Origin of the sequence: Streptomyces sp. PT12, assembly GCF_003311645.1 — a bacterium.
Taxonomy (GTDB): domain Bacteria; phylum Actinomycetota; class Actinomycetes; order Streptomycetales; family Streptomycetaceae; genus Streptomyces.
The window spans coordinates 1-17,216 of record NZ_QEST01000072.1 but is presented as its reverse complement, the minus strand read 5'-3'; the positions used below and the strand labels follow the sequence as shown (position 1 = coordinate 17,216).

The following is a 17,216-nucleotide window of genomic DNA, read 5'->3' as shown; positions in this document are numbered from 1 at the left end:
GACACCAATCCATGAACTACGCATCCCGGACTTGACGAAAGACATAGAGGCACCCCCGCCCCCACCGCCGACAGCGAATCAGCACCCGCTGCTCAAGGAAGGTACCGACCGAACGCATGACACAGGCTCCCGCAGGGGCTGACCGTAGCCGCGATCGTCATAGGGACGACTGGGACACCTGCATCCCCGAGATCATGCCGGCACGGAAGAAGACGCCGGGCCCGTTGCGACCGGGCTCGGTCTTCGAGTGGTCCCCGCAAGGCATGCACGTCACGTCGACGGTGACCAAGGTCGACAGGAACCTGTGCATCGCCTGGGGCGCGCCCGTCAACGGCATCGACGGCGTGCACCTGTGGACGTTCAAGAAGGTCAAGGGCGGCGTGCTCGCCACCACCGAGGAGTCCTGGGCGGGCGCTCCCGTCGACGCCGACATCCCCGGCAACCAGGCTGCCCTCGAGGCCGGTCTCACCGACTGGGTGAACCGGCTCAAGAGCACGGCCGAGTCGAAGACCGACTGCGCCGTCCACCGGGGCAGGTGACACGCCTACCTCTGGGACCGGCCTGCCGCGGCAGGCAAGCAATGCCGACTGTTGGCTCCACGGCGGAAGGAGACAAGGTGAAGGACACCGGATCAGTGGCACAGGCGGCGCCGGCGAAGCAGGTCCGTGCCCGCGCACGCAACCCTCGTGGCGAGGGCGGACGGCTGCGCGAGGAGATCATCGACGCGGCGGCGGAACTGCTCGACGAGACCGGTGACCAGCACGCCGTCACCCTGCGGTCGGTCGCCCGTCGGGTCGGTATCGCCACTCCCTCGATCTACCCACACTTCCCGGACCAGCCGGCCATCATGCTGGCCGTCGTACGAAGGGAGTTCGCTGCACTGGAGAGAACGCTGAGCGCGGCGGTGGAGCGGGCCGGCGACAGTCCGCGGCGACGGCTGCTGGCCGTCTGCGAGACCTACCTCGACTTCGCCGGACGCCATCCCCAGCGCTACCGCACGATGTTCGGTGGCCTGTGGACCCCGGCACCGGGAGACGGCTCGCTGACCGAGACGGATCTCGTCATGCTCGGCGCGGATTCCATGCTGGTGCTCGTCGACGTCCTCACCGAGTGCGTCGCCGCGGGCGCGATCACCAGCACCGATGTCTCCGCCGACGCGACGGCGTTGTGGGTGGGCCTGCACGGACTAGCTCACCAGCGCGTCGTCTCCCCGTCCTTCCCCTGGCCCGAGGACATCCCTGAGCGCGTCATCATCCCGCTCGCGCACCTGACCACAATCTGAGCCCGTGTCCTTCGCGCCTTCTCCGCTCCGGGGCTGCCCGCCCCCAAGGGCAAACAGCGCTTGGTCACCGGGTCCGACCGGGCGCACACTCACCACCCCATCGGTAAGCATGCCCCCTGGCAGATCCAACAGCAGCCGAGGGACCGGTCGTCAGCCGGCAGTCGGCGGCCCCCACCACCCCGACACCCTCAACACCGGCGCTTCCTGGAACGGTGGAAGCAGCAGCAAGATCCTTGATCGGGACAGGGAGCGGACAGCCTTCCCCCCGCTTGGGCGTACCGCCGAACACGGCGCCAGCGGCAGCTACGCCGCCCAGACCTAGGTCCGAGACACGGCGATCGCCCGTAGCTGGTTCTCCTTCACCGGCGTGCCGAGAGCAACAGCCCCGAACGGCCACGACCATGACCGTCCGGGCCCGGCCCTGGCCGCGATGATCCCAAGGGTCGGCTCTCCGTGGCGAAGAGGCGCGCGACCCGCGGATCTCCTGATCAGTGCACGAACGCATGGGGTCTTCTACCGCGGCCAGGTAGTCGCGCCAGGTGCGTACGGTCCGTCGACCGCGGCGCACATGCCGCCTCAGGCAGACCTCCCGGCGCCATCCTTTCCGGATGTCGGATCCCACCGGATGGGGTGACGACGCTGTACCGCGTGATGGCGGTGAAGGGCGGCGATCAGCGCGACCCGTCGGGGGACCCTACGAGCCAGGGACGTGGCACCACCTCGGGGAACTCTTTGGATGACGAGGACGCCAGGCTGGCTCTACCCGGATTCGGAAGCGGCTCGGCGACGTTCCACTCGATCACCGGGATGCCGTGGGTGCGGTAGTGATGCTGCTTGACGCGCTTGCGTTCGCGGTACGAGTCCAGGCTGGTCATGCCGTATACCTCGACGTAGACGGGGCCCGAGGGGTCGTCGGTGAGGACGAAGTCGGGGAAGACGGCGTTGGTGAGGTCGTAGCGGAGCGGTTTGACGAAGCTGCGGTGGGCTGCCGTCAGGGCGTTGGCCATGTGGAGTTCGTGGGAGGAGTCCGCTGGCACGTAGGTACTTGGTCGTGAGCATGGCGGCCAGGTCGTCGACGATGAGGTAGCCCTTGGGGCTGCGGCGCACGACGAGGAGGACGATCCTCCGGTAGGGCCGGTCGATGGCCGCGTTGGCGAAGGTGGATCTCGGTAGGAGCGGCGTGCGCGTTCGAACAATGCGGTGGTGGCGAACAGTGGGGTGGGGAGGTGGCGGGCCCGGAGTCGGATGCCGTGTCGGGTTGGGGTCGTGTCCTTGAGTTCTGCGAGGAGCAGGCCGCGGTGTTCGATGCCGTAGGCGCTGTGGAGGCGGGAGCGGAAGGTGGTGAAGTCCTGGCTGTTGGCCTCGGCCCGTGCGGGGCGGTACGGCGGGACGATGTAGAGGGCTGTGGCGAGGCGCTGGCCGTTGATCACGCAGTCCTCGGCCAGCCGTCGGAGGCGGGTGTGGCAGGTCGACCAGGTGCGGCGCCAGGACGGGTACCACTGGTGGAGCTGGGTCTCCTCCCACAGGTAGTGGAGGAGGCCCAGGAGGCCGACGGTTCCCCTGGCCGCCGACGGCTCTTCGTGCGGAGAATCGCGGACGGCTTGCCGACGTTGCGTGGTCGTGCGTGTTGTCAGGGGATGTTTCAGGCGGATGGTGATCCCGGTGTCGTCTTCGCGGATGGCTTGGGCGGTGGAGTGGGAGCGGCCAGTGAGGGCGGGCGCTGCCTCGTGAAAGGGGCAGTGAAGTGCGTGGTGGTGTCCGTCGTCGGGCCAGCCGGCGAGGTGGAGAAGGAGACGACCGGTGATCAGGTGGCCGTGGGCCAGGCTGCGTGCGATCTGCCGGAGGTCCGCGCCGCTCAGCGGCCGCCCGGTGCTGTGGCGGGCCTGGAAGACGGCGCGGATCACCCGGTCGCACTCCACGGCGACGTGCTCCAACGTGCCGGGAAGGTCGGGGTCACGTGCGTGGCCGACGGCGAGTGCCGCGGCCGTCGTCAGTTCGCCGAACTCCACCATGTGGTCGACGTTGGCCTCCCGGCCCAGCACCACGGCCCGGTGCAGCGCCTGCCGAGCAAGGTGGAGGTCGCCCCGCACGGCGGGGGCGTAGCTGATCTCCGCCAAGCGCTCCATGAAGTGCCCGAGCTCCCAGGCCAGGTCGGTGACGCGGAAGCAGACGTAGCGCTGCGCCCGGGCGTGGGCCAGGAGGTAGAGGTAGGGGTGAGCGGCTCGCCGTCGGGACCGCGGTGGGTTCCGATCAGGTCGCGGGAGACGGCGAGGTGGGTTGCCGCGGCCTGGAGGTGGGCGGCGGGTTCGCCGACCGGCCCGCGGATGGTCAGCACGCGGCGCAGGGCGTCGGCGAGGTGCCGTTCCGCCACCGCGAAGTGAGCACGCATATCAGCCAGGTCCCCATGGACGAGAAGCCCTACCAACTCCTCGATCACGCCCGCGACCCCATCCCCGCCGTTCCAGGGAGGGACCTGAAGGAGGACTCCGAGTACGTGCGCGGTGGGACCTGCTCGATCTTCGTGTGGGTCGAGCCACTGGCCGGCCACCGCCGCGTCAATGCCCGCCGACAACGAACCCGCCTGGACTGGGCCGAGGAAGTTGACCAGCTGCTGACCTGCGACCATCCGGGCGCGGAGAAGGTGGTGCCGGTCATGGACAATCTCAACACCCACACCATCGGCTCGCTCCACGAGACGTTCGAGCCCGTGGCTTTGCTCACTTCAAGCGGCAGCGATTGTTCGTCGGTTCGGAAGGCAGCTGGTGGGTCGGCGGTGCCGTGGTTGTTCACGAGAAATGACGTCACTGCGCTGGACAGCCCGCCCCTCGACGGAGGGACGGGTGGGCCGTCGGTCCTGTCTATGCTCAGACCCATGGCACTGGAATGGGAACAGATCATCGTCGACTCCGCCGACCCCGTCGCTCTCGGGCGCTGGTGGGCCGAGGCTCTCGGCTGGGTAGTGGTCGACGAATCCGAGGAAATCATCGAGATCCGGCCTGAGCCGGACAAGATGCCGGGGCTGCTCTTCGTGCCTGTCCCCGAGGGCAAGACGTCGAAGAACCGGCTCCACCCCGACTTCCGCCCCAATGACCAGGAGGCCGAGGTCGCCCGGCTGCTCTCCCTCGGTGCCCGGCGCGCCGACACCGTGCAGGACGAGCAGCACTGGGTAACCCTCCTCGATCCGGAGGGCAACGAGTTCTGCGTCCTGAGCGAGCGCAAGAGCTGAGGGCGGCGAGCCGCACGGCCACGTCGCCGAAGTCGACTTCCGCCTCCGTGCCGGGCGGGTGGGTCTGCGCGACGAACGCCTCGATGGGCGCCTTGCCCGCGTCCACCGCGATCTGCGGCTTCTGGTCAACGACATAGCGCCTGACCCTCGAATACGACACGTTCGCGCCGTGTTCCTCGACCAGCCGGTGGAAGTTCCGGGTCGCCGTGTGCCGCTGCTTGCATGGCGCATCCAGGTCCGCCCGCAGGATCCCGTCGATCACCGCCTTGTACGGATCCAGCGCCGACGGCCGCGGCGGCAGCGGCTTGCGCGGCTCCGGCCAGGCCGAGCCCACCGCCTTGCGCACCGTCCGCCAGCCGACGTTGTACTTGCGCTCCAGCTCCCGCATCGTCACGTCGGCCCGGTGCTCCCGCCGGATCGCCGCGTACAGCTCGATTTTCGACATCTGCGGCATGACCAGGACGTTTCACCGAGGAACCCGTGTGGTGTGTGGCCTCAAGAGATAGATGACAGAAGAGTCTCGGAAGAGGCTTGACAGGTGTCTCGGGACACTTTTGACAGCGCCGCAGCTGCTCCTCGATCATGAGTGGCTGTGGAAGAGGGGGATGAGTCCGGGGGGCGTGGCCCTGCGTGGCTCGTCGAGCAGCGGTACCGGGCGGTGCTTGAGGTGCTCGACGGTTCGCCGGTGAGCGAGGTGGCCGTCCGGTACGGCGTGTCACGCCAGGCGATCTATACGTGGAAGTCGAAGTACGAGGCCGCGGGGCTGGAAGGACTGCGGGAGAAGTCCCGTCGCCCGCGAACCAGCCCGACCCGGCTTCCCGCCCAGGTCGAAGCCCTGGTGTGCGAGATGCGCCGATCCAACCCTCGCTGGGGTGCCCGCCGGATCGCCTTCGAAATCGCCCGGACCGGGGCCGATGCCGCTCCGTCACGGGCGACAGTCCACCGTGTGCTGGCCCGCAACGGGCTCATCCGGCACCAGCAGCAGAAGCACCGCCGCAAGTACAAGCGGTGGCAGCGCGAGACGCCGATGCATCTGTGGCAGATGGACCTGGTCGGCGGGATCTTCCTCGCGGACGGGCGCGAGTGCAAGATACTCACCGGCATCGACGACCACTCCCGGTTCGTCGTCGTCTCCACGGTCCTGGCGGTGCCGTCCGGGCGGGCCGTGGCCGACGCGTTCGTACGCGCGATGCGCACCTACGGTGTGCCGGCCGAGGTCCTGACCGACAACGGCAAGCAGTTCACCGGCCGCTTCACCAAGCCCCGCCCGGCCGAGGTGCTGTTCGAGCGCGTATGCAGGGAGAACGGGATCACGGCCAAGCTGATCAAGCCCTACTCGCCGACGACCACCGGGAAGATCGAGCGATGGCACCAGACGCTGCGACGTGAACTGCTCGATGTCTCCGGCCCGTTCACCGACCTCCCCGCGGCCCAGGCCGCGGTCGATACCTGGGTACTCGCCTATAACACCGCCCGCCCCCACCAAGCCCTGAACATGGCCACGCCCGCCAGCCTCTTCAGGCCCAACCCCCAGCCGGAGCCGACGGTCGTCACCCCCGTAGTGCCCGAGAAACAGCCCGAGGCCGCTGCCGAGCCGCAACAACCCGCCTCCTTGCTGGTGCCGGTCTCCGCCCAGGCCATGGAGTTCGAGGCCATCGTCGCCGCCAGCGGCCAGCTCGGCGTCCTGCCGCGCATCCAGCGCGTCAGGCTAGGCCAGGAGTACGCCGGCCAGCGCGCACGCGTGTGGGCCGACGAACACACCATCCACGTCCTCATCGACGGCAAGCCGATCAAGAGCGTCCCCTCACGCCTGGACGCCGGCAACCTGCACGAACTGTCTCTCCGCGGAGCCGTCCCGGCAGGACCTCCTCCGGCCGCACCAGCCGCAGCGCGTCAAGGTCAGCTGACACCGGGAGACGTCGTCGAGGTCGACCGGAACGTCGACCAGAGCGGCATCGCCCAACTCGGCGGCGTCGCTGTGACCATCGGATACGAACTCGCGAACCGGCGTGTCACCCTGCGCCTGGACGGACACCTCCTGCACGTGGTCCACGACGGCGTGCTCGCCAAGACGCTACCCGCGCCGATCGACGCCGACCAGCGTGCGGGTCTGCGCGGAGCCCGAGTCGTCACCGGAGAACTTCCTCCGCCCGCAGCCGGAGCGGTCCGCGTCGAGCGCAAGGTGCCTGCTGACGGCGTCATCATGGTCGCCCGCCAGCGGCTGCGAGTCGGCCGCACTTACGCCGGAGAACTCGTCACCGTCCACGTCGAGGACACGTACTTCCGCATCACGCTCAACGGCGCCGACCTGTCGCTCCACCCACGCAAGGACCAACACCCAGTCACCCGCTTCAGAGCGAAGATCCACGCCCCGAAGCTCTGACCCTGTCCAGCATCACCTGAGACCGTCAACGGTGTCATGAGGCCAAACTGTCAACAAAGTCCCGAGACCTCACATCCCGGGCGGGCTGCTCCCCGCACACGCGGGGTTGTTCCCCTGCCGCCGCAGCATCCGGTCGGGGTGGACCTCTGCTCCCCGCACACGCGGGGTTGTTCCCGAGGTACTCGGGGCAGCCGGAACGGCCGCGTCCTGCTCCCCGCACACGCGGGGTTGTTCCCTGCCACCGCGCTCGAGCGGCCAGATAGGACAGCTGCTCCCCGCACCCGCGGGGATGTTCCCGGTTGTAGCGCGCCTGGGGCAGGCTCAGTCCGCCGCTCCTCGCACCGGCGGGGATCGTCCCATCACGCGATCGCGAGCGGCCCTCTGATCGATGGCGCCTCCGATACGCAGAGGCGACCGGCTCGCTGAGCCGGCCGCCCTGTGTCTACGAGTCCCTCGGGTCAGCCTGGAGAGCCACAGGCCGCTAGGCCTCCCACATCTCCCCTGGGGAGGACGTGTGCCTGTTGCGAACCCTCCTGGGTCGAGAATCACCGGGAACACCCCCGCTTGCGCGGGGAGAAGGTCTCCTGGCCTGGGGCTCTATCGGCGCTTTGCCATTTCGTTAGCGGCTGGGGGTGGCTGGGCGTGGCTGGGGGTAGTCCGCGTTGTCGGCTGCGTTGGGTGGGGTGTGGGCGTGGAGGAGGGTGGCCAGGGTCGCGATGCGGCGGAGGGAGGTGAGAACCGGTGGCGGGGGTGGGGTGGTGGCCAGGAGGGTCGTGACGGCGTGGTGGAGGGAGGTGGTCAGGGGGGAGTCGTGGATCACCTCGTCGTGGAGGAGTTGGCCGTTGTCGAGGCGGGTGGCGGTGAGCCGGTGGTGGTTGCGGTCGAGTTGCCAGCCGTCGGCGGTGGTGACGGGGTCGAGGTGAAGGGTGAAGCGGGTGTTTCCCGCGTCTGCGGTGAGGTGGCGGTGTCGGGTGTCGGTGGGGCGGATGTTCCGGCGCCACGGGGCGGCGGGCTGCGGGGGCGGGCCGAGGAGGGCGGCCGGGGCCAGGATTGAGGAGCTGAGCTCCAGGTGGAGCGGGGCGCTCTGCGGGCGGTGGAGGGTGGTGTGTTCGGTGAGCGCGGAGACGAACAGGCGGGGGTCGTAGGTGGCGGTGAGCTGGCTCGTGGCCGGGTTGCTGTCCAGGTAGGTGGACATGATCGGGGCGGGGAGGATGCCAGCGAGGACGGTGAGCATGTGCAGCCATTCGTAGCCGAGGACGCCGTAGTCGGCGTCGATAAAGCGGCCACCGGCGATGTCGGCGCCGCGGTCCTTGGTGAACGAGACGGCGACGCGGCTCAACGCCGTGGCGGGCTCGAGGCGTTGGACGAGGCGGGTGAACGCGGGGAGCGCGGCGGCGTGGCGGTACTGGTCGCCGACCACGATCCGCGCCTCCGGGTGGGAGGCAGCGAGCTCGGCGAAGGCGTCGATCTCGTGGGCGAGGCACAGGGGCTTCTCGACCAGGATGCGGGCGGCCGGGTCGTGGGCGAGGATGGCGCGCAGGATCGGTAGGTGGTCGGCTGTGGGGGCGCAGATCGACCACAGGTCCACCCCGGCGGCCACGGCCGGGGCCAGGTCGCCGACGTCTTGGCGGAACGCGCGGCGTTCACGCGGTAGGTCCTGGTGCTTGGGGTCGACGACGATCACGTCGCTCGCCAGGTCGGCCAGGATGTCGGTGTGGAGGCGGCCCGCGACGCCGTACCCGATCACGCAGGCCGTGCCCAACTGCCGCTCGCGCGGGGCGAGGTGGTGGTCGTAGTAGGCGTCCCACAGGCCCGCGTCGGCGATGGCGTGGTCGGCCGGTGCGGTGTGCAGGCCGGGTGGGACGCGGCCGGGGTCGGCGCACAGGTAGGCCGCCGCGATGAGTGTCCCGGCGCGGTAGGCGTCGTAGCCCTCGGGGCCGATGGAGTCGGCCTCGAACAGGTTCAGCGAGCGGCCGTCGCCGAGCAGGACGAGGGTCCTGCCGCTCGGCAGGCGGAACCGTGTGCCGACGCCGGGGATCTCGACGGCGTTGCGACGGAACGGCGAGCGCCCAAGGAGGGAGAAGTCGCGGGTGGCGAACGGCGCGAGGTGGACGCCGTCAGGGAGCAGCGGGAGGTCGTCCTCGCGCAAGGCGTCCTCGCCGGTGGTGCCGATCACCAGCCATGGGCGGACGGCGGCGAGGGCGTCGCGTGCGGTGCGGTGGGTGGCGTAGCCGTGTTCGGCCGCGTCGATCAGCGCCATGACGTCGGTGTCGACGACATGCAGCGGGCAGCCCAACGCGCGGAAAGCGGAGGCGAGTTGAGAGCCCAGCGTGCCATAGCCCAGGAGGAGGGCCGGGCGGCCGATGAACTTGCGGTCGGGCAGGATCGCGCGCAGGCGTCGCAGGCAGGAGTCGGCGATCTCCGGGTAGCCGAGGCGGGTCTTGAGCTGGGAACGGGCGAGGTTGAGCACGGGGATGGCCAACGGCCCCGCGGCGGCGATGCGTTGGATGCCGCTGACGGTCAGCTCCAGTGCGGCGTCGACCGTTCGGGGCGCTCCGGCTGTGCCGTAGCCGCGCGCGAGGAGCCCGCCGTCGTCGATGACCAGGATCCGGCGACCTGCGGCACGGGCGGCGTCGATGAACGCGTCGACCTCGGCGGTGGCCCGTTCGAGCGCGGCCGCGTGAGCGGCGGGGGCGTTGATCGCCGTGTTGTCCAGCAGGCCGGTGCGGTAGCCGCGGGCGGCGAACGTGGCGCGGATCCGGTCGCGGCCCGCCGTGCGGTCGCCCTTGTCGAGCGCGGCGATCCACCGCGGTGGGATGCCCGCGCGTTCCACCGCGAGCAGGAAGCCGAGGCTGTGCTCGAGATAGTGGTCGCGGAAGATCAGCGCCCAGCCGTCGAACGCCGCGGTGGGGGAGCTGTGGCGCTGGAGGAGGGGCATCGCGGCCCTGATGGTGGCAAGTTCGTCGTCGGTGTGGGCCTCGCAGGCGGCGGTAAGGCGCTGCCGTAGCTCCTCGGCCACGTCCCGGCCGGTCGGGGCGATGAGGACTTCGGTGAACGGGGCGGGGGCGAGCTGGTGTCCCAGCGTGCGCGGCGGCTGGGGCGGCGCCGGTTGCCACCGCACCGTCACCACGGCTTCGCCACCCGTCGTGCGGACGAGGCGGAGCCCGGAGCCGAACGCCTCGGTGGTCAGGGCGTGTTGAACGGCCGTCTCGGTGGCGATCCGCTCGATCGCGGCAGGAATGAGCGGCCCGCACAGGGTGTGCCACCCGACCGCGTCCGCGTTGAGGGCGGGTAACGGTGCCGTGCTCATGGTCGTCTCCGTTCGTCGATGCGCTACGGGGTGAGGTCGGCGAGGGCCGATTCGGCCTCCGCCAGGGAGCCGAGGAGGCGGGTGGCGGCCTCGTGGCGCTGGAGCCAGAACAGGTCGAGGTCGTCCTGGTGGAGGCCCGGAGCGAGGTAGTGCTCCTTGACGCCGTAAAGGCTGGTGAGCAGCTGGATCAGGGCGACGCGGGCGCAGGAGGTCACATCGGCGGCCGGAAGCCGGGGGTTCTCCTCCAGATAGGCCGAGACCAGGGTGGTGCCCGTGGCGATCCAGTCCGGGTCGTGCACCACGGAGCGCACATCGAACGCGATGCGCCCCAGCTCCCATGCGGCGAGGAACGGCTCGGGCGGGCCGAAGTCGACGACGGCCGTCAGGGAGTCGCCCTCGAAGTGCAGGTTCTTGACGCTGTAGTCGCCGTGCAGGGCCTGGGTGTGGAGCGAGGGCAGGTGGAGGCCGTTTAGGCGGTCGAGTTGCGCGCGGCGTTCGGTGAGGGTGACCGCGGCGCGTTCGTCGAACGCGTCCCGTTCGCCCCGTTCGTCCCGTTCGCCGATGATGGCCAGGAGGCGTTCGATCGTGGCGCGGCGCTTGGCGAGGTCGGGTGTGAGCCACTTCCGGGCCTTTGCGGACGGGCGGTCGCTGGCGGGGTGGGGGGCGAACGCGGCGTGGATGCGGCCGAGTGCGCGGCCCGCTGCCGTCTGCTGGGCGCGGTTCAGGCCCGTCTCGACGGTGTGGCCCGGCATCCACTCCCACACGGACAGCGCGACGCCGTCGTGGACGGTGATCGCCTCGCCGCTGGTGGAGGGCACCACCGAGGCGACGGGAACGCCATGCTCCCCGGCCCGCCGGGTCTGGGCGATGACGTCGGGGGCCGAGGCCAGGTCGGCGGCGTCGACGTAGTGCTTGACGAACACGGTGGAGCCATCGTCCGCCGTTGCACGGTAGTTGACGCTGACCTGCCCGTCGAGGCGATCCAGGCACGCCCTGGGCAGCCCGTAGGACTGCGCGAGGACATGAGCCACCAACTCGGTTGCCGGGAGCTGGGACCGGTACGCGGCGTGGGGCATGGGTGGTGTTCTCCGACGTGAGGGATGACGGCTGGTGAGCGAGGCACCACCCTAGGGGTCCGATCGCTGCGCGAGGTGTCGCCACCGGGCGAGGGCCGAGCGGTAGCGGGCCAGGCATTCGGCCGGGGTGCGCGGGCTCCCGGTCCACTCCACGGCGACTTCGATCCGCTGACCGCCGCGGATGTGTGAGGCGGCTGCCAGCGCGACGGCGGCTCGGCCTCGCTGATCGTGTCCCGCGCCGTCATCCGAGAGGTGCAGCACGCGCGCCCAGGGCAGCAGCCGCTCCCACACCTCGGTGTCGTGGGTCGCCGCCAGCTGCGCGGTGTCGGCCAGCAGCCGCAACCGGTCGTTGCGGCACATGAGTTGGGTGAACGCGGCGGGTGCGTCGCCGCGCAGCCACCCGGGATGGTGGAGCTCGGCCAACAGGTCCACGGGCAACGGTGGCACCGCCGCGTCCGGGAGCGCCGCGAGATGGACGGCCGTCGGCTCGTGGCGGGCGAGCAGCCGTACCCATCCCGCTCCGAGCCTGACCGCGCCGTCGGCGAGCCGGGCCAACTCGCCATGGGCGGCGGGCCTGTTGATCAGGTCGGCGAGGTCCAGGTCCGAAGTCACGCCGGTGATGGGCACGTTGACCGCCTCCGCCGCGCGACGCCAGCGTTCCAGCTCTGCCGGATCGCGCCGTGCGATGTCGTAGCCCCGCGGCCCGCCGCGCAGATGGAGGAAGGGGATTCGCGCGGTGGCCGCCCAGGCGAGCAGATCATCAACGCCCACGTCGCGCACCGAGATGCTGTAGAGGCCGACCGGCATCGCGCTCACTCCGCCTCCCAGTCGAAGATGACGACCGGCTCGGCGAGGCGGCCTCCGTCCCGCAACTGCCGGAAGACCTCGGGCGCCAGCGAGCCGGGAACGATCCGGCACCACCGCGCGACCACCCCCGGGCCGACGTTCTCGGTCAGCCAGGCGGCGGCGGTGGCGTACGCGCTCCGGTACGCGTCGGGCGCGGCAGGGGCGAGTTCCTGCATGCCCACCACCGTCCAGCCGTTGCGGTGCACGGCGAGCGCGGGCAGCTCGGCCCGGGGGAAGGGGGTGCCGAGGAGCCCGAGGACGCCGCCGGGGGCCAGCAGCGGCAGGGCTCTTTCCGGCGCGCCGGTCGTGTCGATGACCGTGTCCGCCGTGCCCGCTCCCTCGTGCCGCAGGCACTCCACGCCCGGGACGGTGGCGATCGGCGGGCGCTCGCGCGAGGTCACCACACGAACCTCGGCGGCTCCGCGCCGCCGCAGCTCCAGCACGCACCCCAGCGCCACCGGTCCTGACCCGAGCACCAGCGCGCCGGTGCAACCGGTACCCGCAGGCGCGCGGTTCAGACCGAGCAGCGCCATCTGCTGGAAGCGGGCCGCGGCCGCGACGGGAACCGAGGTGCCCAGGGGCGCGGAAACCGTGCCGGGGCTGGCCGGATCGAACGCCGCGCCGTGTGGCACCGGGGCCAGCAGCCAGGGCCCGGCCTCGTCGCGGCGGCCGAGGGCCATGTACCCGGCCGGGCGAGGAGCCCCGGCCAGGTGCCGCCGCTCGGTGCCGGGGCTCAGCACGCTGAAGCGGGACATCAGCCACCCCTCGGACACATGGCTCACGCGCGGAAGCAACATCGCGCGCCCCTCGCGGAGTCGCACGCGCGCCCCGACGTATGTCTCACGGCCGCTCATGCCACACCCCGGTCGCCACACGGGCCGCGATCCCCTGAGGAGCGCCCCATCCGGCGTGCGTCGGGACAGCGTTGGCCAGGAGCCGGACAAGCCCCAGACGTCGCCGGTGCGCGGCGTGGCCCTCCACCTCGCATAACGCGGGCCCGGCGGCGTTCTCCGTCACCCGGTCCAGGAGATGGCCACTGGCCCGCAGCCACACCGTCGCCGCCGTATGCGCGTCCAGGCGCCGGATCACGCCCGCCTCACCGGCCGGGTCGCCGTCCACGTCCACCAGAACCGCGTGCGTCAACGGGACCGGCCTCATGGGCCGTTGCGTCGTCAACTCGGGCCGATCACCGAGATCGAGCGTCGCCGGACCCGCCTCGTCGAGCCCCAGGCCGGGGAACCAGCGGCGTACCGGCGCTCGCCGCACCACGAACGCGGCCGTGCCGCCGACCGCGCTGATGCGCCCTTCCGCGACGTTCAGCAGCGCGACGTCCCCGGCCAGCACCCGCCAGCCCGCCTCAACCAGGCCGAGCGCGACAAGGCTCTTCCCGGCGCCGTGCCCGCCCAGCAGCAGCACGGCCCGTTCCTCGTCGGGTGGCCGGACGCCCACGGCGTGGACGCACAACGTGTCGCGCTCCAGGTGGACTTGGTGCAGCTGTGCGCCGAGCCAACGCCGGGTGTCGCCCTCGTCCAGGCCCTCAGGAAGCCGCACGGCGGTCGGGCTCGCATCCGGTGGCAGCGGCCTCAGCACGGCGTCGGGCAGGTGTCGGCCGATGCGGGGCCACCAGGCGACCAGCCGCTCGGGAGCGTCCAGCGCGAGGCACCGTCCGGCGCTGTGGAGCGCGAGCAGGCGGCGTTCTCCGGCGGGCATCAGCGCGCCACCGCCCCGGTGCCCGGGTGGGTGGTGATGTCTTCGAGGAAGGCGACGTTCGCCCGGTGGTCGTGGCCCAGGGCGATCGCCCGGGTCGGTAGCTCGCCCAGGCGCGCGGCGACCTTGGCGCGAGCCCGCGCGGTCCCGGCGTTCGCGCCCCCCGTCAGGCCGAAGATGTCAGGGAAGGAGTCCTCCACCGCGCCGGTCATGAAGTCCGCGTCGGTCAGGGCCGTCGCGCGTCGGTCGTCGACTTCCGGCTCGGCACCGGGGCGGATGAGGGGGAACAGCGTCACCGCGACACGGCCCGACGAGGCACCGCGCAGCCCGAACCAGCCGGTGAAGTCCTCCGGGCGCACATGCGCCTTCACCTCCCGCTCGCCGACGCGCGGCGGCTCACTCCGCCCGGTGAGCAGAGCGGCGGTCACCCGCGGATCCTGCGAGGGATGCGGCTCGGCACCGGCCGCCCAACGGCGCCGGGCCACATCGGCCCAGCCCAGCGCACGCATCAGCCCGAGCCCGATGGCCGCCCCCGAAGGCCAGGGCGCAAGCTCGACGCCACCATCCTCCGTGGGCCGGGCGAACACCCGGTCGTTGCCCAGCAGTTGGGCGCCCCGCGAGGCGAGGGTCAACGCCACCGTCGACTTCCCCGCGCCACGCCCGCCGAGCGCGAGCACCGCCCGCTCCCCGTCCACAACGGCGGCCGAGGCGTGCAGGAGCACCCAGCCACTCGTCACGAGCTGGGCGCGCACCACCTCGCGAGCGACGCGCGCTGTCGCCCGTGCCAGCGCCGGGCCGTGCTCGCCCCGTACGTCCATCCGCCGCGCCTCGGGCCGCCACCGGTAGGTGACCCTGTCGCGGGGCGCGACGGCGACCACCGTGCCGTCGGCGTTTCGCCGGTATCGCGTCGGCGTCCGGGGGTAGTCCGCCTCCGCCCAACTCGTTTCCGTGGCGGTGACGTTGCCGATGTCGCCGAGTGCGGCGGTCACCACCGGCCCCGTCCATCCCCGCGTCGGTTCCTCAACGGCCGTCCACCACGGCCCGACATAGCGTCTGATCCACTCCAGTACCGAGGTCTCCGCCGACCGCACCAGCACGGACGAACTCGCGCTCGCCGACAGCAGAAGCCCCCGCGCGTCACATCTCCGCACGCTCGCGCCCCTTCCCTCCACGTTCAGGACCGACGGGGGTCCACCGCCCGATCGGTACGTGCCAGCGTGCGGCGGCGCGGCGCGCGAACCCATCCCAGCGCCCTATAGGACGGCCCTGTCGTGAACCGGCGTGAACCGTCGTGCGACGGGGGCGCGCGGGCGGTGGTGCGGGTGCGCCGGAGCCGCTTCTACGGTGGTGGTGTCGTGACGCCGGGCCGAGGGAGCCGCCGTGCGCAATCATCCGGATCAGCTGGTCATCCCCCGCGATCTGTGGGAGCGCGAGGCGGTGCGGAGGGCGTTGGCCGAGCGGGATGTGGGCGTGCTGTTCCGGCACTTCCGCCGTTACACCGGCGCCAGCCAGACGGCCGTCGGCGCACGTGTCGGGCTGGCGCAGTCCGATGTGAGCGAGATCGAGCGCGGCATCAGGGCGGTCACCAGCATTGACGTTCTCACGCGCGTCGCCGTCGGCCTGGGCATTCCGCTGTCCCGTCTCGGGCTCGGCGGGCCTCCGTCCGCCACCCCGCCGCCGCGTGACGGCGATCGAGCGGGCTCGGCGGCTACGCTGGCGGCAGCCGACCGGGAGGACGATGTGCGACGTCGCGACCTGATGGCCGGAGCGCTGGGACTCGGGGCCGGACTGACCGTGGGCGCCGGTGCCTCGGCCGCCGCCGACCCGGGGATGGGCGATCCCGCCGCGGCCATGGAACGGGCGCTGTTCGAGCCGCTCGACGCGCCTCCCGCCCGCCTGGTCGACCTCCATGCCTCGCTCTCCGGCGCCCGCCAGGACTTCGTGGACGCGAGGTACTCCGCGCTCGGCACCGCCCTGCCCGGACTCATCGCCACCGCCGAGGCGACCCGCGACGCGACCACAGGGCGAGCACGCGAGCGCGCCCAGGCCATGGTCGCCCGCTCCTATGTGCTGGCCACCGAACTGGCCGTCAAGCAGCACTCGGAAGCGGCCTGGGCCACCGCCGACCGTGCCCTGACGGCGGCTCGTGCGAGCGGTGATCCGCGGCCGGTCGGCGAGGCGGCCCGGGTGCTGGCCATCACGATGCGCAGGGCGGGGCGCAGCCGTTCCGCCGTCGACTTCCTCGCCCGCACCTCCGCCTCGCTCGAGCCGACGAACGGAAGCCACGCGACCAAGGCCACCGCCGGCGTCTACGCCCACGTCCGACTCCGCCTCCAACACCAAGCCATCAACACACTCAGCACCGCCCTCGGCACCGAAGGCGACCGCGACGACCCACCAGCCACGGCAGCCGTCCACTGACGTTGCCGTCACCGTTGCCGTCAAGACCCCAGGAGCGTTCCCCAACGGGCATTTGGCGATACTCCTGGGGTCTTGATTCTCACCGATTGGCAGCATTCTCAAATCAGAGAAATACTCGCAACGAAGTAAATAGGTCTAACCGGCGAGACGATATAGCTCATCCACAGCCTCTTCCACGCTCCTTGTGTCTTCGGGCGAGAGATGAGCAAGATCACCACGATCGAGAGCTACGGAATAAATTTGTTCCAAAGTCCACCAGTGCCCACGGAACTCGTCTCGCCACTCGGATGATTCAGCACTACTCCAGACCGCATCGAGCGCATCGATGAGCCTGCGAAGTGAGATGCCACCTGCTCGATACTCGGAAATGATCCGACCTGCGTGTTCACGGAGCCGACGGTCAGGGTCTGGCCGACTACTCATTGACGTATCCTCCCGTAATCGACTGTGATCACACGTCCCGACGCTGTATCAGTGATCACAGTCAGATCGTTTACTTCATCGTAGTAGGCCGTCGTCCCTTCACGCTTTCCCGGGATAGGAGTGCCTCTCGTAGCATTTTCGACGACCGATGGAGTGATTCCCTGGCGCTGCATTCGATCGAGCGCATGCCCCGTGTACTCGCGTCCGTCAATAACTGCGGGCTCGTTGGGAGTGTTAACGTCGAGCGGCCTACCGCGTCCACCGGTCGGTGTCCGCGGACAATTGTCGTTGTGCACCAGTACCGGAGCCTCGCCCGCCAGCACATAGTACGTGTGCTACCGGACATGGCCTGGCCTGCATTCCGCAAGGTCAGCGGTGTTCCATGCGTCCTCTGGCGTCGGTAGAAGTGCGCCTGCGTCCGTGAGCGTTTTCCAACCTGGCTGGTGCGGGCCGGTGTTGGAGTGGGGGTGGGGTCCGGACAGAGGTGGTCGGGTGGCCCGGAGGGGTCTCGCCTCCGGGCTCCCACAGATCCCGGCGTGACA

Annotated in this window: 12 protein-coding genes and 1 pseudogene; 6 read left to right on the top strand and 7 right to left on the bottom strand. The window is 70.8% G+C overall.

The features are described 5' to 3' along the window. The first annotated feature begins 194 nt into the window (after positions 1–194). Positions 195–539: a hypothetical protein gene (locus tag DEH69_RS06370; RefSeq protein WP_147255454.1), complete on the top strand. Its 345-nt coding sequence runs from the start codon at positions 195–197 to the stop codon at positions 537–539. Between the two features lie 77 nt (positions 540–616). Beyond that, the gene (locus DEH69_RS06365) at positions 617–1,282 is read left to right on the top strand and encodes a TetR/AcrR family transcriptional regulator (RefSeq protein ID WP_258534481.1); all 666 of its coding nucleotides are present in this window, start codon (positions 617–619) and stop codon (positions 1,280–1,282) included. Positions 1,283–1,953: 671 nt separating this feature from the next. Here DEH69_RS06365 and DEH69_RS06355 read toward each other — a convergent pair. Continuing rightward, positions 1,954–3,408 (bottom strand): DUF1173 family protein, encoded by a 1,455-nt coding sequence (locus DEH69_RS06355; protein ID WP_113685892.1) that lies wholly within the window; start codon positions 3,406–3,408, stop codon positions 1,954–1,956. Positions 3,409–3,686: 278 nt separating this feature from the next. On the opposite strand from DEH69_RS06355, the pseudogene DEH69_RS32420 reads away from it, so the two are divergent. The 3 genes and pseudogenes from DEH69_RS32420 to DEH69_RS06335 all read left to right on the top strand — a co-directional run. Then, positions 3,687–3,977 (top strand): annotated as a pseudogene (locus DEH69_RS32420) (transposase); the annotation flags it as partial. Between the two features lie 177 nt (positions 3,978–4,154). Continuing rightward, on the top strand, positions 4,155–4,508 hold the full coding sequence (locus DEH69_RS32415) for a VOC family protein (RefSeq protein ID WP_258534482.1): 354 nt from the start codon (positions 4,155–4,157) through the stop codon (positions 4,506–4,508). A 592-nt stretch (positions 4,509–5,100) separates the two neighbouring features. Beyond that, complete coding sequence (locus DEH69_RS06335; RefSeq protein ID WP_113685891.1) at positions 5,101–6,891, top strand: IS481 family transposase; 1,791 nt, start codon at positions 5,101–5,103, stop codon at positions 6,889–6,891. Between the two features lie 619 nt (positions 6,892–7,510). Here the strand turns inward: DEH69_RS06335 and DEH69_RS31320 are convergent. The 6 genes from DEH69_RS31320 to DEH69_RS06305 are packed head-to-tail and all read right to left on the bottom strand — an operon-like array spanning position 7,511 to position 14,822. Further along, a complete protein-coding gene (locus DEH69_RS31320) occupies positions 7,511–10,201 on the bottom strand; it encodes a hypothetical protein (RefSeq protein ID WP_181727293.1) in 2,691 nt (896 codons plus the stop codon). A gap of 23 nt (positions 10,202–10,224) precedes the next feature. After that, positions 10,225–11,277: a phosphotransferase enzyme family protein gene (locus tag DEH69_RS06325; RefSeq protein WP_113685890.1), complete on the bottom strand. Its 1,053-nt coding sequence runs from the start codon at positions 11,275–11,277 to the stop codon at positions 10,225–10,227. 51 nt (positions 11,278–11,328) lie between these two features. After that, positions 11,329–12,084 carry an AP endonuclease gene (locus tag DEH69_RS06320; protein ID WP_113685889.1) on the bottom strand — a complete coding sequence of 252 codons (756 nt, stop codon included), beginning with the start codon at positions 12,082–12,084 and terminating at the stop codon, positions 11,329–11,331. Between the two features lie 5 nt (positions 12,085–12,089). Continuing rightward, a complete protein-coding gene (locus DEH69_RS06315; RefSeq protein WP_258534480.1) occupies positions 12,090–12,920 on the bottom strand; it encodes a hypothetical protein in 831 nt (276 codons plus the stop codon). 43 nt (positions 12,921–12,963) lie between these two features. Beyond that, positions 12,964–13,833, bottom strand: a complete 870-nt coding sequence (locus tag DEH69_RS06310) for a hypothetical protein (RefSeq protein ID WP_258534479.1) — start codon at positions 13,831–13,833, stop codon at positions 12,964–12,966. Beyond that, positions 13,833–14,822, bottom strand: coding sequence for a hypothetical protein (locus DEH69_RS06305; protein ID WP_113685888.1), 990 nt, complete (start codon positions 14,820–14,822; stop codon positions 13,833–13,835). Before DEH69_RS06305 ends, DEH69_RS06310 begins: the two co-directional genes overlap by 1 nt. Before the next feature lie 388 nt (positions 14,823–15,210). On the opposite strand from DEH69_RS06305, the gene DEH69_RS32410 reads away from it, so the two are divergent. Next, complete coding sequence (locus tag DEH69_RS32410; protein ID WP_258534478.1) at positions 15,211–16,251, top strand: helix-turn-helix domain-containing protein; 1,041 nt, start codon at positions 15,211–15,213, stop codon at positions 16,249–16,251. Positions 16,252–17,216 lie beyond the last annotated feature (965 nt).

What these genes read in the sequence shown, in the direction of transcription:
- DEH69_RS06370 (WP_147255454.1), top strand. Translation starts at nt 195, where the DNA reads ATGCCGGCACGGAAGAAGACGCCGGGCCCGTTGCGACCGGGCTCGGTC.
- DEH69_RS06310 (WP_258534479.1), bottom strand. Translation starts at nt 13,833, where the DNA reads ATGCCCGCCGGAGAACGCCGCCTGCTCGCGCTCCACAGCGCCGGACGG.
- DEH69_RS32415 (WP_258534482.1), top strand. Translation starts at nt 4,155, where the DNA reads ATGGCACTGGAATGGGAACAGATCATCGTCGACTCCGCCGACCCCGTC.
- DEH69_RS06355 (WP_113685892.1), bottom strand. Translation starts at nt 3,408, where the DNA reads ATGGAGCGCTTGGCGGAGATCAGCTACGCCCCCGCCGTGCGGGGCGAC.
- DEH69_RS31320 (WP_181727293.1), bottom strand. Translation starts at nt 10,201, where the DNA reads ATGAGCACGGCACCGTTACCCGCCCTCAACGCGGACGCGGTCGGGTGG.
- DEH69_RS06320 (WP_113685889.1), bottom strand. Translation starts at nt 12,084, where the DNA reads ATGCCGGTCGGCCTCTACAGCATCTCGGTGCGCGACGTGGGCGTTGAT.
- DEH69_RS06315 (WP_258534480.1), bottom strand. Translation starts at nt 12,920, where the DNA reads ATGTTGCTTCCGCGCGTGAGCCATGTGTCCGAGGGGTGGCTGATGTCC.
- DEH69_RS06325 (WP_113685890.1), bottom strand. Translation starts at nt 11,277, where the DNA reads ATGCCCCACGCCGCGTACCGGTCCCAGCTCCCGGCAACCGAGTTGGTG.